This is a genomic window from Burkholderia sp. Ac-20365 (assembly GCF_017104715.1).
Classification (GTDB): domain Bacteria; phylum Pseudomonadota; class Gammaproteobacteria; order Burkholderiales; family Burkholderiaceae; genus Paraburkholderia.
The window spans coordinates 137,947-154,512 of record NZ_JAAGPI010000022.1; the positions used below are offsets into that span (position 1 = coordinate 137,947).

Here is a 16,566-nt window from a genome sequence, read left to right on the forward strand (position 1 = left end):
GCAGTTCGACAATCTCCGCATGTCTCCTCCACCCTCCTCCTAAGGTGGATTAAGCCCGAACCGCTAGTTCGGGCTTTTTTTCGTCCTTACGCGCCCGAAGCTTCGGATATTTTGACTCCTTGAAGCAAAATCCTTTATAATCATCAGCTTTTCCGCATTCGTGCCCGCGGAAGAAGAAACAGGGAGAGCCTGCACGCGCCTCGATGCGCACATACAAGCAGGAAAAAAACACAGGGCGCAGCATATTTATTTGGATCGATCATGAAGACGTTTTCCGCAAAAGCCCATGAGGTGACGCGTGAATGGTTTGTGATTGACGCGACGGATAAGGTTCTCGGCCGTGTCGCCAGCGAAGTGGCACACCGTCTTCGCGGCAAGCACAAGCCTGAGTTCACTCCGCACGTCGACACCGGTGATTTCATCATCGTTATCAACGCCGGCAAGCTGAAGGTCACGGGCAACAAGACCACGGACAAGAAGTACTACCGTCACTCGGGTTACCCGGGCGGTATCTATGAAACGACGTTCGGCAAGATGCAAGAACGCTTCCCGGGCCGTGCGCTCGAGAAGGCGGTCAAGGGCATGCTGCCGAAGGGCCCGCTGGGCTACGCGATGATCAAGAAGCTGAAGGTCTACGCAGACGCAACGCATCCGCACTCGGCTCAACAGCCGAAGGCGCTCGAGATCTAAGGGGAGCCCACATGATCGGTAACTGGAATTACGGCACGGGCCGCCGCAAGAGCGCCGTTGCACGTGTGTTCATCAAGGCAGGCAAGGGCGACATCATCGTCAACGGCAAGCCTATCGCTGACTACTTCTCGCGCGAAACGTCGCTGATGATCGTGCGCCAGCCGCTGGAACTCACGAACCACGCTGCTACGTTCGACATCAAGGTCAACGTGTCGGGCGGCGGTGAAACGGGTCAAGCTGGTGCAGTTCGCCACGGTATCACGCGCGCGCTGATGGACTACGACGCAACGCTGAAGCCGGCTCTGTCGAACGCAGGCTTCGTGACGCGTGACGCACGTGAAGTCGAGCGTAAGAAGGTCGGTTTCCACAAGGCACGTCGCCGCAAGCAGTTCTCGAAGCGTTAATCGTTTCGGGCTGGCTCTGTTCCACAGGGCTTGCTGCAGAAAGCCGCCAACGCAGATGCGAAGGCGGCTTTTTTTATTTGTCGTGCTGGGTTTCGCGCCGTATGCGGACATCGCTGACAGTGCGTACGGACACATGATTGACACGTCTCGTGCGCGGTTCGGGTGTCAATTACCTTGCATAAGAACCTATTGATTTCATGGGCTTCAGCACGATATCGGGAACAGCAATACAATAGCGTCAAGAAGCAATTTTTGGAGAGTTCGCATGGACGCAGTGACCGACACCCCCGTGACCGAGATGCCGGCGCCGTTCGTCTTTACCGACGCAGCGGCAGACAAGGTTAAGGAACTGATCGAAGAGGAAGGCAACCCGGAGCTCAAACTGCGCGTATTCGTGCAGGGTGGCGGCTGCTCGGGCTTCCAGTACGGTTTCACCTTTGATGAAGCCATCAACGAAGACGACACCGTGATGAACAAGAGCGGCGTCCAGTTGTTGATTGACTCGATGAGCTACCAGTACCTGGTTGGCGCGGAGATCGACTACAAGGACGACATCAACGGCGCACAGTTCGTCATCAAAAACCCGAACGCCACGACCACGTGTGGTTGCGGCTCGTCGTTCTCGGTGTAATCGACGGCTTTTTTCGCGTAAGTTGCAGCAAAAACGGGGCTTCGGCCCCGTTTCATATTTCCACGCAGCTTTCCGGGCACTACCGCGGATAAATCGCGCCGAGCACGCGCTCGCCGGCCGCGCCCGTCACAGACGGCAGATTCCCCGGCTCGCGTGCGACGCAGCGCATGGCCAGCCACGCGAAAGCCAGCGGCTCGACCTGGTGCGGCGGCACGCCAAGCGCTTCCGTCGTCATGACGGGGACGCCGCTGCAGCCGCTTTCGGCGAGCGCGCCTTGCAACCCCTTCATGATTTCCGGATTGCGCGCGCCGCCGCCACACACGTAGACCGCCTTGCAATCGGGTGCATGCCGTTCGATTTCGCGTGCGACGGTGACGGCCGTCAGTGCGACCAGCGTCGCCTGGACGTCGGCGGGGCTGACATCGGCGAATCCTTGCAGTCTTGCATCGAGCCATTCAGGGTTGAACAGGTCGCGGCCCGTGCTCTTGGGCGGCTGGGCCTCGAAAAAGGGCTCGTCGAGAAACGCGTTCAATAGCGGACGATGAACCTGGCCCGTCGCCGCAAACTGGCCGTTTTCGTCGAATGGCTTCTTCAGGTGCCGATGCGACCATTCGTCGAGCAGCGCGTTCGCCGGGCCGCAATCGAAGCCGCGCACGGCGCCGTTTGCCGAAAGAATCGTGATATTGCTGATGCCGCCCAGATTGCAGACCACGCGCGTCTCGTTCTTCGCGCCGAAAACCGTCGCGTGGAACGCGGGCACGAGCGGCGCGCCCTGGCCGCCCGCCGCAACATCGCGGCTGCGAAAATCGGCGATCACGTCGATATGCGTCATTTCCGCGAGCAGCGACGGGTTGTTGATCTGCGTCGTGTAACCCTTTTCCGGACGATGCCGCACCGTCTGGCCATGCACGCCGATCGCGCGGACGTCTGCGGCAGACAGGTTGCCAGCGCGCAGTAACTCATGGCAGCACACCGTGAAGCGCGCCGCGAGCGCGTTCGCGGCGAGCGATGCACGCTCGATTTCGTTGTCGCCGGGTTGCTGGAGGGCGAACAGCGCATCGCGCAGTCCCTCGGAGAAGCCCACGAACGCCTGTGACCGCACGACAGGCGCCTTGCCCGCTGCAAATTCGACGGCGACGCCATCCACGCCGTCCATGCTCGTGCCCGACATCAACCCGAAATACACGCCGTCTGCCGTGTCTTTGGCCACGCTTTGCTCCTCTGATCGTCGTTCGTCGCGCCGCATGGACACTTCCGGCGCCTGCCTGACGACGATTGTCGCTCATCGGCGCGCCGCGAAACAACCGGTGCGCGCGTGCGACGCGGTGCCGTTCCAGGCGCGCATGGTGCACCACACCGCGAGTTGGGCGCGATTCGCGTGAGATCAGGGCGCAATGCGCCGCAACTATGGGACAATCTCCCTTTTTGCGATCTCCCGTTCCAGCATGAGCACCGAGTCCACCGCCAAGCCCAATTCCGCCTACCCGATCACCGACGAAGTCCGCCATGCGCTCGAAGTCACCAAGCGCGGTGTCGACGAACTGCTGATCGAAGAGGAGTTCGCGCAAAAGCTCGCGAAGAGCGCGGCCACGGGCACGCCGCTGCGTATCAAGCTCGGTCTCGATCCGACGGCGCCCGACATCCACATCGGCCATACCGTCGTGCTGAATAAGATGCGCCAGTTGCAGGACCTCGGCCATACGGTGATCTTCCTGATCGGCGATTTCACGTCGCTGATCGGTGATCCCTCGGGCCGTAACGCGACGCGTCCGCCGCTCACGCGCGAGCAGATCGAATCGAACGCGAAGACGTATTTCGAGCAGGCCGCGCTCGTGCTCGACCGCGAGAAGACGGAGATCCGCTACAACAGCGAATGGTCGATGCCGCTCGGCGCCGACGGCATGATCAAGCTCGCGTCGCGCTACACGGTGGCACGTATTCTGGAGCGTGAAGACTTCACGAAGCGCTTCCAGGGCGGCGTGCCTATCTCGATCCACGAATTCCTGTATCCGCTGATGCAGGGCTACGACTCCGTCGCGCTGAACGCCGATCTCGAACTCGGCGGCACCGACCAGAAGTTCAACCTGCTGGTCGGTCGCGAACTGCAAAAGCAGTACGGCCAGGAACAGCAGTGCATTCTGACGATGCCGCTGCTCGAGGGGCTGGACGGCGTCGAGAAGATGTCGAAGTCGAAGGGCAACTACGTCGGTATCGGTGAAAAGCCGAACGACATGTTCGGCAAGCTGATGAGCATCTCCGACGTGCTGATGTGGCGCTACTTCGAACTGCTGTCGTTCCGTCCTATGTCGGAAATCGAAGGGTTCAAGCGCGAGATCGAAGGCGGGCGGAATCCGCGTGACTTCAAGGTGCTGCTCGCGCAGGAAATCGTCGCGCGCTTCCACACGCAAGGTGATGCAGAGCGCGCGCTCGAAGACTTCAACCACCGCGCGAAGGGCGGCGTGCCGGACGATATTCCTGCCGTCACGCTCGCAGGAGCGCCGTTGGCGATCGGTCAACTGCTCAAGCAAGCCGGCCTCGTGCCGTCCACGAGCGAAGCGCTGCGTAATATCGAGCAGGGCGGCGTGAAGATCGACGGCGCGACCGTATCGGACAAGGGTCTGAAGGTCGAAGCCGGCGAGTTCGTCGTGCAGGTCGGCAAGCGCCGCTTTGCGCGCGTTACGCTGACGGCATGATGCACGTCACACAACAGCAGCGCGCCGCATGATCGCGCTGATTCAACGTGTGCGGCGCGCGGAAGTGCGCGTTGGCGACCGAGTGACGGGCTCGATCGATGCAGGCCTGCTTGCGCTGGTCTGCGCCGAACGCGGCGACACCGATGCCGCCGCCGACAAGCTGCTCGCCAAAATGCTCGGCTACCGCGTGTTCAGCGACGCCGCGGGCAAGATGAACCTGCCCGTGCAGAACATCGACGGTGCGGGCCGTGCGGGCGGTTTGCTGCTCGTATCGCAGTTCACTCTCGCCGCAGACACCAACAGCGGCCTGCGCCCGAGCTTCACGCCTGCCGCGCCGCCCGACGAGGGCAAGCGTCTGTTCGACTACTTCGTGACGGCGGCTCGCGCGAAGCATCCTGTTGTCGAGACGGGCGAATTCGGCGCGGACATGCAGGTTTCGCTTGTCAACGACGGACCAGTCACGTTCTGGCTACAGACGCGCGCGTAACGTTCCGATTCATTCTCATGGCGACACAAGTCCTCTTCATCCGACACGGCGAAACCGACTGGAACCGTATCAAGCGGATTCAAGGTCACATCGATATTCCTCTCGCGACAAGCGGCGTCGATCAGGCGCAGCGGCTCGCCGAACGGTTCGCGCGCGAAGCGCAGAAAGGCGCGCGGCTCGACGCGATCTATTCGAGCGATCTCTCGCGCGCGCAGCAAACGGCTCAGCCATTTGCCGACGTGCTTGGTTTGCCCCTGAATCTGAAGGAAGGTTTGCGCGAGCGGAATTACGGCGCGTTTCAGGGACACGACAGCGATGAAATCGCGCTGCGTTTTCCTGACGAATATGCGCAGTGGCAGACGCGAGATCCGGGCTTTTCACCACCCGAGGGCGAATCGCAGCGCGTGTTCTATCACCGCGTGCTGCACGCGATCGAGCCGGTTGTCGCTGCGCATCCGAACGGGCGCATCGCCTGCGTCGCGCATGGCGGCGTGCTGGATTGCGTGTATCGTTTTGCGAATGGTTTGTCGCTGGAAGCGCCGCGCAACTATCAGTTGCTGAACACGAGCGTGAACGTCGTCGAGTTCGAGAATGGCCGCGCGAAAGTCGTGTCGTGGGCCGATGTCGCGCATCTCGACGGCAAGGCTGAAGACGACAGCTTCAAGAAGACGCCCGAAGCGGGGCGTTGACTACTTCAGACGCGGCATCACGCATAAGAACAACATCGCGCGCCGCGTTTTCCGCCTAAGAGCCGCTTAGCTCGGCTCAGAATCCCACAGATTGCGTACAGGGCTCGCCGAATCAGGCGCGGCCAGGCCAAAGTGCCGATACGTCAGCATCGTTGCCACGCGTCCGCGTGGCGTGCGCTGCAAGAAACCTTGCTGGATCAGATACGGTTCGAGAACGTCTTCGATCGTGTCGCGCTCTTCACCAATCGCGGCCGCCAGATTGTCGACGCCAACCGGACCGCCATCGAATTTGTGCAGGATCGCTTCGAGCAGCTTGCGGTCCATCAGATCGAAGCCGACGGGATCCACATCTAGCATTTTCAACGCGGCATCCGCGACCTTCGCGGTGATATTGCCGTCTGCCTTCACCTCGGCATAATCGCGCACGCGCCGCAGCAGCCGGTTCGCGATACGCGGCGTACCACGCGAGCGCTTGGCGATTTCCAGCGCGCCTTCGGGATGAATCTGCGCGCCAAGCAGCGACGCCGAACGGCTCACGATGCGCGCCAGTTCCTCGGCGTTATAGAACTCCAGCCGCGCGACGATACCGAAGCGGTCGCGCAACGGATTGGTCAGCATGCCCGCGCGCGTGGTTGCGCCGACCAGCGTGAACGGCTGCAGATCGAGCTTCACGCTGCGCGCGGCGGGGCCTTCGCCGATCATGATGTCGATCTGATAATCCTCGAGCGCCGGATACAGAATTTCCTCGACGACAGGCGAGAGCCGGTGAATTTCGTCGATGAAGAGAACGTCGTTGGCTTCGAGATTGGTCAGCAGCGCGGCGAGGTCGCCCGCGCGTTCCAGCACGGGGCCCGACGTCTGCCGCAGATTGACGCCCATCTCGCGCGCGATGATGTGCGCGAGTGTGGTCTTGCCCAGACCCGGCGGCCCAAACAGCAACACGTGATCCAGTGATTCCTTGCGACGCTTGGCAGCTTCGATGAAGATTTCCAGCTGGCCGCGCACCTTTTCCTGACCGACGTATTCGTCGAGCTGGCGCGGGCGCAACGCGCGCTCGAACGCTTCCTCGTTCGGCGACACGGGCGTGGCGGCGATGATGCGTTCGGCGGCGAGTTTGTCGTGTTCGATCATGCAGGCATTGTACCGCGCGTGGCCCGTTCGACGACCTGGCCGAACGGCCAGGGTGTGCGCACTCTTGCGGCATGCGAAGCTTCACGCATCGCCGCTCGTGGAAGCTCGTTCAGACCTTCGACAGCGCCTTCAACGCCAGCTTGATGCCCTCGGAAACGCCCGTACCTGCCGGCACGTTCTTGATGGCCGCGAGTGCTTCTTTCTCGGAGTAACCCAATGCCAGCAATGCATTCAGGATGTCAGACGCGTGATCGGACTGCGACGCGGCGCCCGCCATCGCGCCGAGGTCGGCGCCGAGCTTGCCCTTCAGTTCGAGCAGGAGCCGCTCCGCCGTCTTCTTGCCGATGCCCGGCACGCGCGTGAGGCGCGCGGCGTCCTGCATCGTCACCGTTTGCGACAGTTCCTGCACGCTCATGCCGGACAGCACGGCCAGCGCCATGCGCGCGCCGATGCCCGTGATCTTTAACAACTCGCGAAACGTCGAGCGCTCTTGCGGCGTGAGAAAGCCGTACAGCAGATGCGCGTCTTCGCGCACGATCATCTGCGTGAGCAGCACGACTTTTTCGCCTGTGCCGGGCAGGTTGTAGAACGTGCTCATCGGCACATCGACTTCGTAGCCGACGCCGTTGCAGTCGATCAGAAGGTGAGGCGGATTCTTTTCCAGCAGGACGCCGGCGATGCGACCGATCATGGCGGGTGGCTTCTCTCGAGAGGGAAAGCGCGAGTGTAGCGCAGCGTGATGGGCTTTCGTACGGCATGTCTGACGAAGTCGGAGAGCAGCTGATTGACCTGGCTGTGCGCGCTCCCTAAACTGAGATCCCTTTTGGACGTTCCGCCACTGGCCAAAAGGGGTCTTCGATGCTCAGTCTCACCACGCTTGCGCTGTTCTCGGGCGCATGTCTCGCGCTTACCGCCACACCCGGTCCCGATATGTTGCTGATTGCCTCCCGAAGCGTGAGTCAGGGAAGGGCAGCGGGTTTTGCTTCGTTCGCCGGGATCATGGTCGGCACGTACTGCCATGCGCTCGCCGCCGCTTTTGGCCTGTCACAGCTTTTTCTTGCCGCGCCGATGGCCTACGACGTCGTGCGTTTCGCGGGCGCGGCCTATCTGCTCTATCTCGCGTGGAAAACGTTCCGCTCGGAAGGCACGATGCTCACGCCCGATGCTTCGATGCGACGTTATCCCGTCGGCAGAATTTTCAGGCAAGGGTTGTTCACGAACCTGCTCAATCCGAAGGTTGCGCTGTTCGTACTCGCGCTGTTTCCGCAGTTCGTGAAGCCGGAGGCGGGGTCGGTCGCTGTGCAGATCATGTTGCTTGCGACCGTGCTCAATGTGATCGGCTTCTTTGTGAATGGCAACGTGATTCTGCTTGCCAGCAGCCTTAGCCGGAAACTGAACGGCGGCAAGCGTCCGTCGCGCTGGCCGCAGTACTTGCTCGGATCCGTGCTTGCAGGGCTGGCGTGTCGACTGGCGCTGGCGGGACAACGTTGACGCGAGGGGCGTTTTGCTAGCCCACCAACCGCCCGCGCCGCACCCGCAACCCTTTCTTTGCCAGCGACGGCGCAATCCCGCCCAGCGTGCTCAACGTGCCGCCGCCATGTGCGTGGCAGATCGCCATGCCGAGCGCATCGGCGGCGTCGGTGGAAGGAATGCCCGAGAGACACAACAGCCGCACGACCATCTGCTGCATCTGCTCTTTGGTTGCGCGTCCATAGCCGACCACCGCCTGCTTCAACTGCAGTGCGGTGTACTCGGCAACAGGCACACCACCCGCCACCAGCCCGCATATCGCCGCGCCGCGCGCCTGGCCGAGCAACAGCGTCGACTGTGGATTGACGTTCACGAACACCTTTTCAATCGCCGACTGATCCGGCGCATGTTGCCGGATCAGTGTCGAAATGCCCTCAAAAATGGTGCCGAGGCGCGTCGGCAGATCGGCATCGGCGGTCTTGATGACGCCGCTCGTCACGTAAGTCAGCTGATGACCGGACACGTCGATCACGCCGAAGCCAGTGACGCGCAAGCCTGGGTCGATGCCGAGAATTCTCATAAGTACCGTGCGTGTTCAGTGCCTGCGATACTACAACGGCACAAAGGCAAACGCGAAATGCAAAACGGCCCGGCAGTAGCAAACTGCCGGGCCGTTTCAGAAGAAGCAGATCAGCCGATCAGTGGCGGAAGTGGCGAATGCCCGTCACGACCATCGCGATGTTGTGCTCGTCGGCGGCAGCGATCACTTCGTCGTCGCGCATCGAGCCGCCCGGCTGGATCACGCAGGTTGCGCCCGCATTCACCACCACGTCGAGACCGTCGCGGAACGGGAAGAACGCGTCCGACGCCACCGCCGTACCCGACAGCGTGAGGCCCGCGTTCTGCGCCTTGATGCTGGCGATACGCGCCGAGTCCACGCGGCTCATCTGGCCAGCGCCGACGCCCATCGTCATGCCATTAGCGCAGAACACGATCGCGTTCGACTTCACGAACTTTGCGACGCGCCATGCAAACAGCAGATCGTCCATTTCCTTCGGCGTCGGGTGACGCTTCGTGACGACGCGCAGTTCGTGCGGCTGCACGTTCTTCGCATCCAGCGATTGCACCAGCAGACCGCCGCCCACGCGCTTCAGATCGAACGCGTTGTGGCCATCGCCGAGTGCGATTTCGAGCAGACGCACGTTCTGTTTCGCTGCGAACACCTGCTTCGCAGCGTCGCTGAACGACGGTGCGATCAGCACTTCGACGAACTGCTTGGCAACAGCCTGTGCCGCCGTTTCGTCGACTTCACGGTTGAACGCGATGATGCCGCCGAATGCCGAAGTCGGGTCCGTCTGGAACGCCTTCGAATACGCTTCGTGCGGGTTCGCGCCGACAGCCACGCCGCACGGGTTCGCGTGCTTGATGATCACGCAGGCCGGTGCGTCGAACGTCTTCACGCATTCCCACGCGGCGTCCGAATCGGCGATGTTGTTGTACGACAGTTCCTTGCCCTGCAGCTGACGATAGTTTGCGAGTGCGCCGGCGGGCACTGCGATATCGCGGTAGAACGCAGCGCTTTGATGCGGGTTCTCGCCGTAGCGCAAATCCTGGACCTTTTCGAACGCCATGTTCAGCGTCGCGGGATACGTATTGCGCTCGCGGTGCTGCAGCTCTTCCGTGAGGCTCGTCAGGTAGTTCGTGATCGCGCCGTCGTACTGCGCGGTGTGCGCGTACACCTTGGTCGCGAGGCGGAAGTTCGTCTTGTAGCCGACCGTGTTGCCGTTCGCGCGCATTTCGTCGAGCACGACTGCGTAGTCAGCGGGATCGACCACGACGGTCACGTCGCGATGGTTTTTCGCCGCCGAGCGCAGCATGGTCGGGCCGCCGATATCGATGTTCTCGATCGCGTCTTCCAGCGAACACTCTTCCTTCGAGATCGTCTGCACGAACGGATACAGATTCACGACGAGCAGATCGATGGTCGGGATGTCGTGCTTTTCGAGCGCAGCCATGTGCTCGGGCAGATCGCGGCGCGCCAGGATGCCGCCGTGCACCTTCGGGTGCAGCGTTTTCACGCGCCCATCCAGCATTTCCGGAAAGCCCGTGTAGTCGGCTACTTCGGTAACGGAAAGGCCGGCGTCCGCGAGCAGTTTCGCGGTGCCGCCTGTAGACAGGATCTTGACGCCGAGGTCCGACAGCGATTTCGCGAAATCGACGATGCCTGACTTATCGGAAACGGAGATGAGCGCTTGCTTGATCATGATGAGAACAAAAGCCGATGAAAGGCGTGGCAGGGCGCCAGAACTACAGCAGGCCGTGCTGTTGCAGTTTCTTGCGCAGCGTATTGCGGTTGATGCCGAGGTACTCGGCTGCCAGCGACTGATTGCCGCCGGCCTGCTCGAGCACCACCTCGAGCAACGGTTTTTCGACGCACGAAATCACCATGTCGTAAACGTCGTGCGGATTGGAGCCGTCGAGATCCTGAAAGTACATACCCAGGCTATCGCGGACACATTGTTCGATATTGTGCTTGCTCATGCTGCTAGTCGGTCGGTTTGATCCTGCTCACCGTTGTTGTTGACTTCGTTGTCGACGTACACGAGGCGGTCCGAAATCGCCTTTTGCGCGTCGAAGAATTCGTTGACGGCGAGCAGTTGTTCGCGCGTCGTGTCCAGCGTATTCATACGGTGGCGGAACACGTTGGCGCCAGAAAGGCCGCGAGTGTACCAGCCGATGTGCTTGCGCGCAGTGCGAACGCCCGTAAATTCGCCGTAGAACGCGTAGTGATCTTCGAGATGCTCGTTCATCACCTGCTGGATCTCGTCGATACGCGGCGCTTCCATCAACTCGCCCGTACGCAGGAAATATTCGATCTCGCGGAACAGCCACGGACGCCCCTGCGCCGCGCGGCCGATCATGATCGCGTCCGCGCCCGTCGCGGCCAGCACGTCGCGCGCTTTCTGCGGCGTCGTGATGTCGCCGTTCGCGACGACGGGAATCTTTACCGCGGCCTTCACGGCGGCGATCGTTTCGTACTCCGCGTCGCCGTGATACAGGTCGGCGCGCGTGCGGCCGTGCACGGTCAGCATCGAAATGCCGGCATTCTCGGCGAGGCGTGCGACATTCAGCGCGTTCTTGTTCTCGCGATTCCAGCCCGTGCGGATTTTCAGCGTGACAGGCACGGCATCCAGCCCGACCCCAACCGCATTCACCACGGCCTCGACGATCCGCTGCACCAGCGGCTCGTTCTGCAACAGCGCCGAACCGGCCGCGACGTTGCAGACCTTCTTGGCCGGACAACCCATGTTGATGTCGATGATCTGCGCGCCGTTCGCGACGTTGTAGCGCGCGGCCTCGGCCATCATCTGCGGATCGGCGCCCGCGATCTGCACGGCGATCGGCTCGACTTCGCCGGTATGGTTGGCGCGGCGCATCGTCTTTTCGCTCTTCCACAGCTGCGCGTTCGACGCGACCATTTCCGACACCGCATAGCCCGCGCCCATGCGCTTGCAGAGCTGGCGGAACGGCCGGTCGGTGACGCCTGCCATCGGGGCGACGAACAGGTTATTGCGCAGTGTGTGGGGGCCGAGAGTGGGCATGGCGGACGTCGGCGGCGAGCGAAAGGTGCGCCAGAAAGCTGAAAAACGCGCACCCCACGTACCGCAAAATACGAGGGAAAACCGCTATTTTACCGTTAACGCGTTGCCCCAGATCGAACCGCACCTGAGGTAACTCATTAAATCTTCTATGAAAGTGGCCGCGTTCATAGAACGGCGGCCACTTTTAGCGCGATGTCGCCAGGTTTTAGCGGCGCTGTCCGAACATCATCTGCCGGGCCAGTGCTGTCTTCACGGGCGGCACGAATTCGAGCGCGGTGAGCGCGAGGCCGCGCAGCGCGGCGAGCGGCGGGAAGTCGACGGTGAACAGGCGCGCGAGCGTGTCGGTGGCGCCGATCGTCATGCGGCGGTCCAGCGCGCGGCGCTGCGCGAACTCGATCAGCGCGCTGCGCGTCGCGCCGTAGTGCGAGAGCGCGTCGGCGAGCGCGTGCGCATCGCGCAGGCCGAGATTCAGACCCTGACCGGCGACGGGATGCAGCGTCTGCGCCGCATTGCCGATCGCGACGACATTGCCCTTAACGAGGGTATCGACGGTATTGAGCCCGAGCGGGAACGCGGCGCGTCCCTTGATCTGCACGAAACGGCCCATCCGGTCGCCAAACTCGCTGCCCAGTTCGCGCAAAAAGTCTTCATCCGACAATTGCGCGCGGCGCGCCGCTTCTTCGGGCGCACAGCACCAGACGAGCGCGTAGTCCGCGCCGCGCACGCCGCCCGTCGGCAGCAGCGCGATCGGACCTTGTCGCGTGAAGCGTTCCCATGCAACATGCGGCTGCGGCGACGACAGCGTCACCGTGCCGACCAGCGCCGTTTGCCCGTAATCACGCGTTTCACCCGATCCCGCCTGTTGTTCGCCGAACAGGCCGCCTTCGGCGTTCACCAGAATGCGGGTGCGCAGCGTGCGTGTGACGTGCGCGCTTTCGATCGGCAGCAGCACGCCGTCGTCTTCGAGTTGCTGCGGTGCTTGGGCTTTGGTCGACTTGAACCAGTGCACGGGCGTCGAGCGCACCGCGTCGGCGAGTGCGTGGACGATCGAGCCATAACGCAAGACGTAGCCGAGCGCGGGCAGGCCATGCTCCGCATGATCGATCAGCGTGCGTCCGAAATGGCCCCGCTGCGACACGTGAATGCGCTGGATCGCCGTCGCGTCGGATGGCCACGCGAGCGGCTCGAGAATCATCCGGCTACCTTGCGATACAGCGATTGCGCGCGGATCGGCAATCGAATCTTCCGGCTCGCGCGCGTCGATCAGCGCGACGTTCAGCCTCTGCGTCGCGCTGCGACGCGCGAGCCAGCCCGCGAGCGCGAGACCGACGGGCCCCGCGCCGACGATCGTCACGTCGTAGTCGAACGGCGCGGTTGACTGATTGCCCGGCGCGTTCGCGGCCTGTTGGACTTCGTTCATTGTCTGGTCAGTTCCTTGCGCTCAGGCGGCCGTCGCTTTGTGCGACTGCATGAGCGCTTCGATTTCGTCCGCATCGACGGGCACGTCGCGCGTGATCAGTTCGCAGCCCGTGGCCGTGACGACCGCGTCGTCCTCGATGCGGATGCCGATGTTCCAGTATTTTTCCGGGACGTCGTCGGCAGCGCGGATGTAGAGGCCGGGCTCGATGGTCAGCGCCATGCCGGCTTTAAGCGTGCGCCACGGCAGCGCGCCGGTATCGTCGGCGGGTACGCCGCGCTCGCGATAGTCGCCTGCGTCGTGCACGTCCATGCCGATCCAGTGGCCCGTGCGATGCATGTAGAAGCGTGCATACGCGCGCTCTTCGATTACCTCATCGACGCCCGCGAACAGATCGCGATTGAGGATGCCCGTGTCGAGCAGACCTTGCGCGAGCACGCGCACGGCTGCCTGATGCGGCGCGTCGAACGTCGCGCCCGCTCTGGTTGCATCGATCGCAGCTTGCTGCGCGGCCAGCACGATGTCGTACAGCTCGCGCTGTGCGGGCGTGAAGCGGCCGCTTGCCGGGAAGGTGCGCGTGATGTCGGACGCGTAGCCATCGAGCTCGCACGCCGCGTCGATCAGAATCAGGTCGCCGTCCTGCGCGACCGCGTTGCCGGCCGGGTAGTGCAGCACGCACGCATTCGCGCCCGCGGCGACGATCGAACCGTACGCCGGCGCCTGCGCACCGTGTTTGCGGAACGTGTACAGCAACTCGGCTTCGAGTTCGTATTCGCGCACGCCGGGATGGCACGCCGCCATCGCGCGCCGATGCGCCTGCGCGGAGATCGCGGCGGCGCGGCGCATGATCGACAGTTCGTGGTCGTCCTTCACGAGCCGCATGTCGTCGAGCAGCGGCACGATGTCATGCACCACCGACGGCGCGAGCACGCCGCTGCGGCCCTGCATGCGCACCGCGTCGAGCCACTGGCGCACCTTGCCGTCGAACTGTTCGGACGCGCCGAGCGCGTAGTGCAGCGCCGGCTTGTCGGCGATGATGCGCGGCAGTTGCGCATCGATCTCGTCGAACGCGAAGGCTGCATCGAAGCCGAAAGCCTCGCGTGCGCCGTCGGGGCCGAAGCGAAAGCCTTCCCATGTCTCGCGCTCCGCATTCTTCGCGCGGCAGAACAGGATCGCAGCGGGTTCGTTCTCTTTGGCGCTCGCGTCGAGGACGAGCAGCGCTTCCGGTTCCGTGAAGCCCGTCAGATAGTAGAAGTAGCTGTCGTGCCGGTACGGATAGTCGGCGTCGCGGTTGCGCAGCACTTCGGGCGCGGTCGGAACGATTGCAACGCCGCCTCCCGTCGCGCGCAGTGCATCGAGCACGCGCGCGCGGCGCTGACGGTAGATGTCGATTGCCGGAGTCAGATCGGTCATGGGTTCGGTCGGCGGTTCATCGTGCGGGGTGGAAGGCGGCGCGGCAGTCGACGACATGCGCCGCGCGGCAATGTTGGGATTGTATCGCCCAACTGGAATCGCTTCCGTGTCGCCGGGTGGCATGCGCAACGTCTGGCCATCTGGCCAGGTAGACCGGCCCGTGCGCGGGCGGCATTGTTGCAATCTGTCAACAGCCGGACGCGTCAGCGACGCGATGCACGTGCCGCAGCGCAGGGAAAAGCCTCCAACGCCCGACAACGCACGTATACTTGCGCCCAATTTCAATCAAGGCAGGATGTAATGAAACTCATCGGTTCGCTGTCGAGCCCATTTGTCCGCAAGGCGCGGATCGTGCTCGCCGAAAAGAAAATCGACTACAAGCTCGAACTGGAAAATGTCTGGGCGGCTGATACTGCCATCCACGAGTACAACCCGATCGGCAAGGTGCCGTGTCTCGTGATGGAAGACGGCGCGGCTGTATTCGATTCGCGTGTGATCTGCGAATACGTCGATACGCTTTCGCCCGTGTGCAAGCTTGTGCCGCAGTCGGGCCGCGAGCGTGTCGAAGTGCGCTGCTGGGAAGCGCTCGCCGACGGCATTATGGATGCCGCCGTGCTGATTCGTCTGGAAGGCGTGCTGCGCGAGGAAGCGCATCGCAGCGAATCGTGGGTCGCGCGACAGCGTCACAAGATCGACGATGGCCTGATCGCGATGGCGCAGGGCCTTGGCTCCAAGGCGTGGTGCGCGGGCAACCATTACACGATCGCCGACGTGGCGGTTGGCTGCGCACTGAGCTATCTCGACTTCCGCATGCCGCAACTCAACTGGCGCGAGCAGCATCCGAATCTCGACAAGTACTACCAGAAGCTGTCGCAACGTCAGTCGTTTATCGACACCACGTTGAGCTGATTCGCGACCGGCCATTCATCGCGCATCGAAATCTGGCACAAGTGTCGTCTGTGTTCGACGGAGTGTTAAGAAAGATTACGTTTTCCGCAAAAAATCCTTTCAACATGTTAAAAAGCGCCTGCCCGTCAGGCGCTTTTTTATTGCGCGTCTGATTGGGTGAAGCCGCGGGGCACGGCCGTCGCCCTCGCACGGACTATCGACACCATCCGTCAGTTGGACATTCGCCATGAAAACGTTCCGCATTGCTCTCGCTGCCGCCGCGTGCGGCGTGCTCGCCGCCTGTTCGGGGATGAGCCTCGATCCCAACTCGCTCGTTCAATCCGGCTCGCAGGCTGTGCAGGCTGCGTCGTTGACGGACGCCGACGTGCGCACGTTGTCGGACAAGTCCTGCGCGCAGCTCGACTCGGAAAACCAGATCGCGCCTGCCAGCAGCCCGTACACGAAGCGTCTGAACAAGATCGCCGCGCAGCTCGGCAACAACATCAACGGCGTGCCGGTCAATTACAAGGTCTACGTCACGAAGGACGTCAATGCGTGGGCGATGGCGAACGGCTGTGTGCGTGTCTATAGCGGTCTGATGGACATGATGACGGACGACGAAGTGCGGGGCGTGGTTGGCCACGAGATGGGCCACGTTGCGCTTGGCCATACGAAGAAGGCGATGCAGGTTGCCTATGCGACGTCGGCGATTCGTTCGGTGGCGTCATCGGCGGGTGGGGTCACGGGGGCGATTTCGGCTTCGCAGCTTGGCGATTTTTCCGAGAAGCTGATTAATGCGCAGTTCTCGCAATCGCAGGAAACGGCGGCTGATGATTATTCGTTTGATGTCCAGAAGAAGAAAGGGCAGGACCCGTCGGGGCTCGTTAGTGCGTTTAACAAGCTCGCGAAGCTGGATGGCGGGAAGTCGAGCATGATGAGTTCGCATCCGGCGTCGGCGGCGCGGGCGCAGCATATTCAGCAGCGGATTGCTGCGAATCAGTAACGGGATTTGTTTTTTTGTGGATGTCTGTGACGCTTGGTGTGGTTTGCT

General features: G+C 62.4%; 18 protein-coding genes. 9 read left to right on the forward strand and 9 right to left on the reverse strand.

The window, feature by feature from the left end; all coding sequences use genetic code 11:
• Nucleotides 1-261: 261 nt before the first annotated feature.
• From rplM to erpA, 3 genes are all read left to right on the forward strand, one after another.
• Complete coding sequence (rplM, locus tag G3O01_RS29260; RefSeq protein WP_028371847.1) at nucleotides 262-690, forward strand: 50S ribosomal protein L13; 429 nt, start codon at nucleotides 262-264, stop codon at nucleotides 688-690.
• Nucleotides 691-701: 11 nt separating this feature from the next.
• Nucleotides 702-1,094 carry a 30S ribosomal protein S9 gene (gene rpsI, locus G3O01_RS29265; RefSeq protein ID WP_205810078.1) on the forward strand — a complete coding sequence of 131 codons (393 nt, stop codon included), beginning with the start codon at nucleotides 702-704 and terminating at the stop codon, nucleotides 1,092-1,094.
• Nucleotides 1,095-1,359: 265 nt separating this feature from the next.
• Nucleotides 1,360-1,725 (forward strand): iron-sulfur cluster insertion protein ErpA, encoded by a 366-nt coding sequence (erpA, locus tag G3O01_RS29270; RefSeq protein ID WP_007587442.1) that lies wholly within the window; start codon nucleotides 1,360-1,362, stop codon nucleotides 1,723-1,725.
• Nucleotides 1,726-1,804: 79 nt separating this feature from the next.
• On the opposite strand, the gene G3O01_RS29275 is transcribed toward erpA, so the two are convergent.
• Nucleotides 1,805-2,935 (reverse strand): anhydro-N-acetylmuramic acid kinase, encoded by a 1,131-nt coding sequence (locus tag G3O01_RS29275; protein WP_205810079.1) that lies wholly within the window; start codon nucleotides 2,933-2,935, stop codon nucleotides 1,805-1,807.
• Nucleotides 2,936-3,170: 235 nt separating this feature from the next.
• Here G3O01_RS29275 and tyrS point away from each other — a divergent pair, with 235 nt between their 5' ends.
• Genes tyrS through G3O01_RS29290 form a run of 3 tightly spaced genes read left to right on the forward strand, consistent with a single transcriptional unit; the run spans nucleotide 3,171 to nucleotide 5,594 of the window.
• Nucleotides 3,171-4,418 carry a tyrosine--tRNA ligase gene (gene tyrS, locus G3O01_RS29280; protein WP_205810080.1) on the forward strand — a complete coding sequence of 416 codons (1,248 nt, stop codon included), beginning with the start codon at nucleotides 3,171-3,173 and terminating at the stop codon, nucleotides 4,416-4,418.
• Between the two features lie 28 nt (nucleotides 4,419-4,446).
• Nucleotides 4,447-4,905, forward strand: a complete 459-nt coding sequence (dtd, locus tag G3O01_RS29285; RefSeq protein WP_205810081.1) for a D-aminoacyl-tRNA deacylase — start codon at nucleotides 4,447-4,449, stop codon at nucleotides 4,903-4,905.
• Between the two features lie 17 nt (nucleotides 4,906-4,922).
• Entirely contained in the window at nucleotides 4,923-5,594 is a 672-nt protein-coding gene (locus G3O01_RS29290) for a histidine phosphatase family protein (protein ID WP_205810082.1), read from the forward strand.
• Nucleotides 5,595-5,660: 66 nt separating this feature from the next.
• Here the strand turns inward: G3O01_RS29290 and ruvB are convergent, their stop codons facing one another.
• Both ruvB and ruvA read right to left on the reverse strand, forming a co-directional pair.
• Nucleotides 5,661-6,725 carry a Holliday junction branch migration DNA helicase RuvB gene (ruvB, locus tag G3O01_RS29295; protein WP_205810083.1) on the reverse strand — a complete coding sequence of 355 codons (1,065 nt, stop codon included), beginning with the start codon at nucleotides 6,723-6,725 and terminating at the stop codon, nucleotides 5,661-5,663.
• A 109-nt stretch (nucleotides 6,726-6,834) separates the two neighbouring features.
• The gene (ruvA, locus tag G3O01_RS29300) at nucleotides 6,835-7,416 is read right to left on the reverse strand and encodes a Holliday junction branch migration protein RuvA (protein ID WP_205810084.1); all 582 of its coding nucleotides are present in this window, start codon (nucleotides 7,414-7,416) and stop codon (nucleotides 6,835-6,837) included.
• 167 nt (nucleotides 7,417-7,583) lie between these two features.
• Between ruvA and G3O01_RS29305 the strand changes: the two genes are divergently transcribed.
• Nucleotides 7,584-8,216 (forward strand): LysE family translocator, encoded by a 633-nt coding sequence (locus G3O01_RS29305; protein WP_205810085.1) that lies wholly within the window; start codon nucleotides 7,584-7,586, stop codon nucleotides 8,214-8,216.
• Between the two features lie 16 nt (nucleotides 8,217-8,232).
• Here the strand turns inward: G3O01_RS29305 and ruvC are convergent, their stop codons facing one another.
• The 6 genes from ruvC to G3O01_RS29335 form a co-directional block, all read right to left on the reverse strand.
• Nucleotides 8,233-8,775, reverse strand: coding sequence for a crossover junction endodeoxyribonuclease RuvC (ruvC, locus tag G3O01_RS29310; protein ID WP_205810086.1), 543 nt, complete (start codon nucleotides 8,773-8,775; stop codon nucleotides 8,233-8,235).
• 118 nt (nucleotides 8,776-8,893) lie between these two features.
• Nucleotides 8,894-10,459, reverse strand: a complete 1,566-nt coding sequence (gene purH / locus G3O01_RS29315) for a bifunctional phosphoribosylaminoimidazolecarboxamide formyltransferase/IMP cyclohydrolase (RefSeq protein ID WP_205810087.1) — start codon at nucleotides 10,457-10,459, stop codon at nucleotides 8,894-8,896.
• Nucleotides 10,460-10,502: 43 nt separating this feature from the next.
• Entirely contained in the window at nucleotides 10,503-10,736 is a 234-nt protein-coding gene (locus tag G3O01_RS29320; RefSeq protein WP_007587477.1) for a Fis family transcriptional regulator, read from the reverse strand.
• A complete protein-coding gene (gene dusB / locus G3O01_RS29325) occupies nucleotides 10,733-11,797 on the reverse strand; it encodes a tRNA dihydrouridine synthase DusB (protein WP_205810088.1) in 1,065 nt (354 codons plus the stop codon). Before dusB ends, G3O01_RS29320 begins: the two co-directional genes overlap by 4 nt.
• 205 nt (nucleotides 11,798-12,002) lie before the next feature.
• Nucleotides 12,003-13,217 (reverse strand): UbiH/UbiF/VisC/COQ6 family ubiquinone biosynthesis hydroxylase, encoded by a 1,215-nt coding sequence (locus tag G3O01_RS29330; RefSeq protein ID WP_205810089.1) that lies wholly within the window; start codon nucleotides 13,215-13,217, stop codon nucleotides 12,003-12,005.
• Nucleotides 13,218-13,238: 21 nt separating this feature from the next.
• Nucleotides 13,239-14,627 (reverse strand): aminopeptidase P N-terminal domain-containing protein, encoded by a 1,389-nt coding sequence (locus G3O01_RS29335; RefSeq protein WP_205810090.1) that lies wholly within the window; start codon nucleotides 14,625-14,627, stop codon nucleotides 13,239-13,241.
• 300 nt (nucleotides 14,628-14,927) lie between these two features.
• Here G3O01_RS29335 and G3O01_RS29340 point away from each other — a divergent pair, with 300 nt between their 5' ends.
• Nucleotides 14,928-15,536 (forward strand): glutathione S-transferase N-terminal domain-containing protein, encoded by a 609-nt coding sequence (locus G3O01_RS29340; protein ID WP_205810091.1) that lies wholly within the window; start codon nucleotides 14,928-14,930, stop codon nucleotides 15,534-15,536.
• Nucleotides 15,537-15,762: 226 nt separating this feature from the next.
• Entirely contained in the window at nucleotides 15,763-16,518 is a 756-nt protein-coding gene (locus tag G3O01_RS29345) for a M48 family metallopeptidase (RefSeq protein WP_205810092.1), read from the forward strand.
• Nucleotides 16,519-16,566: the final 48 nt, after the last annotated feature.

Excerpts from the sequence above, each read along its gene's own strand:
- dusB (WP_205810088.1), bottom strand. The coding sequence starts at position 11,797 with ATGCCCACTCTCGGCCCCCACACACTGCGCAATAACCTGTTCGTCGCC.
- G3O01_RS29320 (WP_007587477.1), bottom strand. The coding sequence starts at position 10,736 with ATGAGCAAGCACAATATCGAACAATGTGTCCGCGATAGCCTGGGTATG.
- dtd (WP_205810081.1), top strand. The coding sequence starts at position 4,447 with ATGATCGCGCTGATTCAACGTGTGCGGCGCGCGGAAGTGCGCGTTGGC.
- ruvB (WP_205810083.1), bottom strand. The coding sequence starts at position 6,725 with ATGATCGAACACGACAAACTCGCCGCCGAACGCATCATCGCCGCCACG.
- G3O01_RS29290 (WP_205810082.1), top strand. The coding sequence starts at position 4,923 with ATGGCGACACAAGTCCTCTTCATCCGACACGGCGAAACCGACTGGAAC.
- G3O01_RS29340 (WP_205810091.1), top strand. The coding sequence starts at position 14,928 with ATGAAACTCATCGGTTCGCTGTCGAGCCCATTTGTCCGCAAGGCGCGG.
- erpA (WP_007587442.1), top strand. The coding sequence starts at position 1,360 with ATGGACGCAGTGACCGACACCCCCGTGACCGAGATGCCGGCGCCGTTC.
- G3O01_RS29305 (WP_205810085.1), top strand. The coding sequence starts at position 7,584 with ATGCTCAGTCTCACCACGCTTGCGCTGTTCTCGGGCGCATGTCTCGCG.
- G3O01_RS29335 (WP_205810090.1), bottom strand. The coding sequence starts at position 14,627 with ATGACCGATCTGACTCCGGCAATCGACATCTACCGTCAGCGCCGCGCG.
- rplM (WP_028371847.1), top strand. The coding sequence starts at position 262 with ATGAAGACGTTTTCCGCAAAAGCCCATGAGGTGACGCGTGAATGGTTT.
- rpsI (WP_205810078.1), top strand. The coding sequence starts at position 702 with ATGATCGGTAACTGGAATTACGGCACGGGCCGCCGCAAGAGCGCCGTT.
- ruvC (WP_205810086.1), bottom strand. The coding sequence starts at position 8,775 with ATGAGAATTCTCGGCATCGACCCAGGCTTGCGCGTCACTGGCTTCGGC.
- G3O01_RS29330 (WP_205810089.1), bottom strand. The coding sequence starts at position 13,217 with ATGAACGAAGTCCAACAGGCCGCGAACGCGCCGGGCAATCAGTCAACC.
- G3O01_RS29345 (WP_205810092.1), top strand. The coding sequence starts at position 15,763 with ATGAAAACGTTCCGCATTGCTCTCGCTGCCGCCGCGTGCGGCGTGCTC.
- tyrS (WP_205810080.1), top strand. The coding sequence starts at position 3,171 with ATGAGCACCGAGTCCACCGCCAAGCCCAATTCCGCCTACCCGATCACC.
- ruvA (WP_205810084.1), bottom strand. The coding sequence starts at position 7,416 with ATGATCGGTCGCATCGCCGGCGTCCTGCTGGAAAAGAATCCGCCTCAC.
- purH (WP_205810087.1), bottom strand. The coding sequence starts at position 10,459 with ATGATCAAGCAAGCGCTCATCTCCGTTTCCGATAAGTCAGGCATCGTC.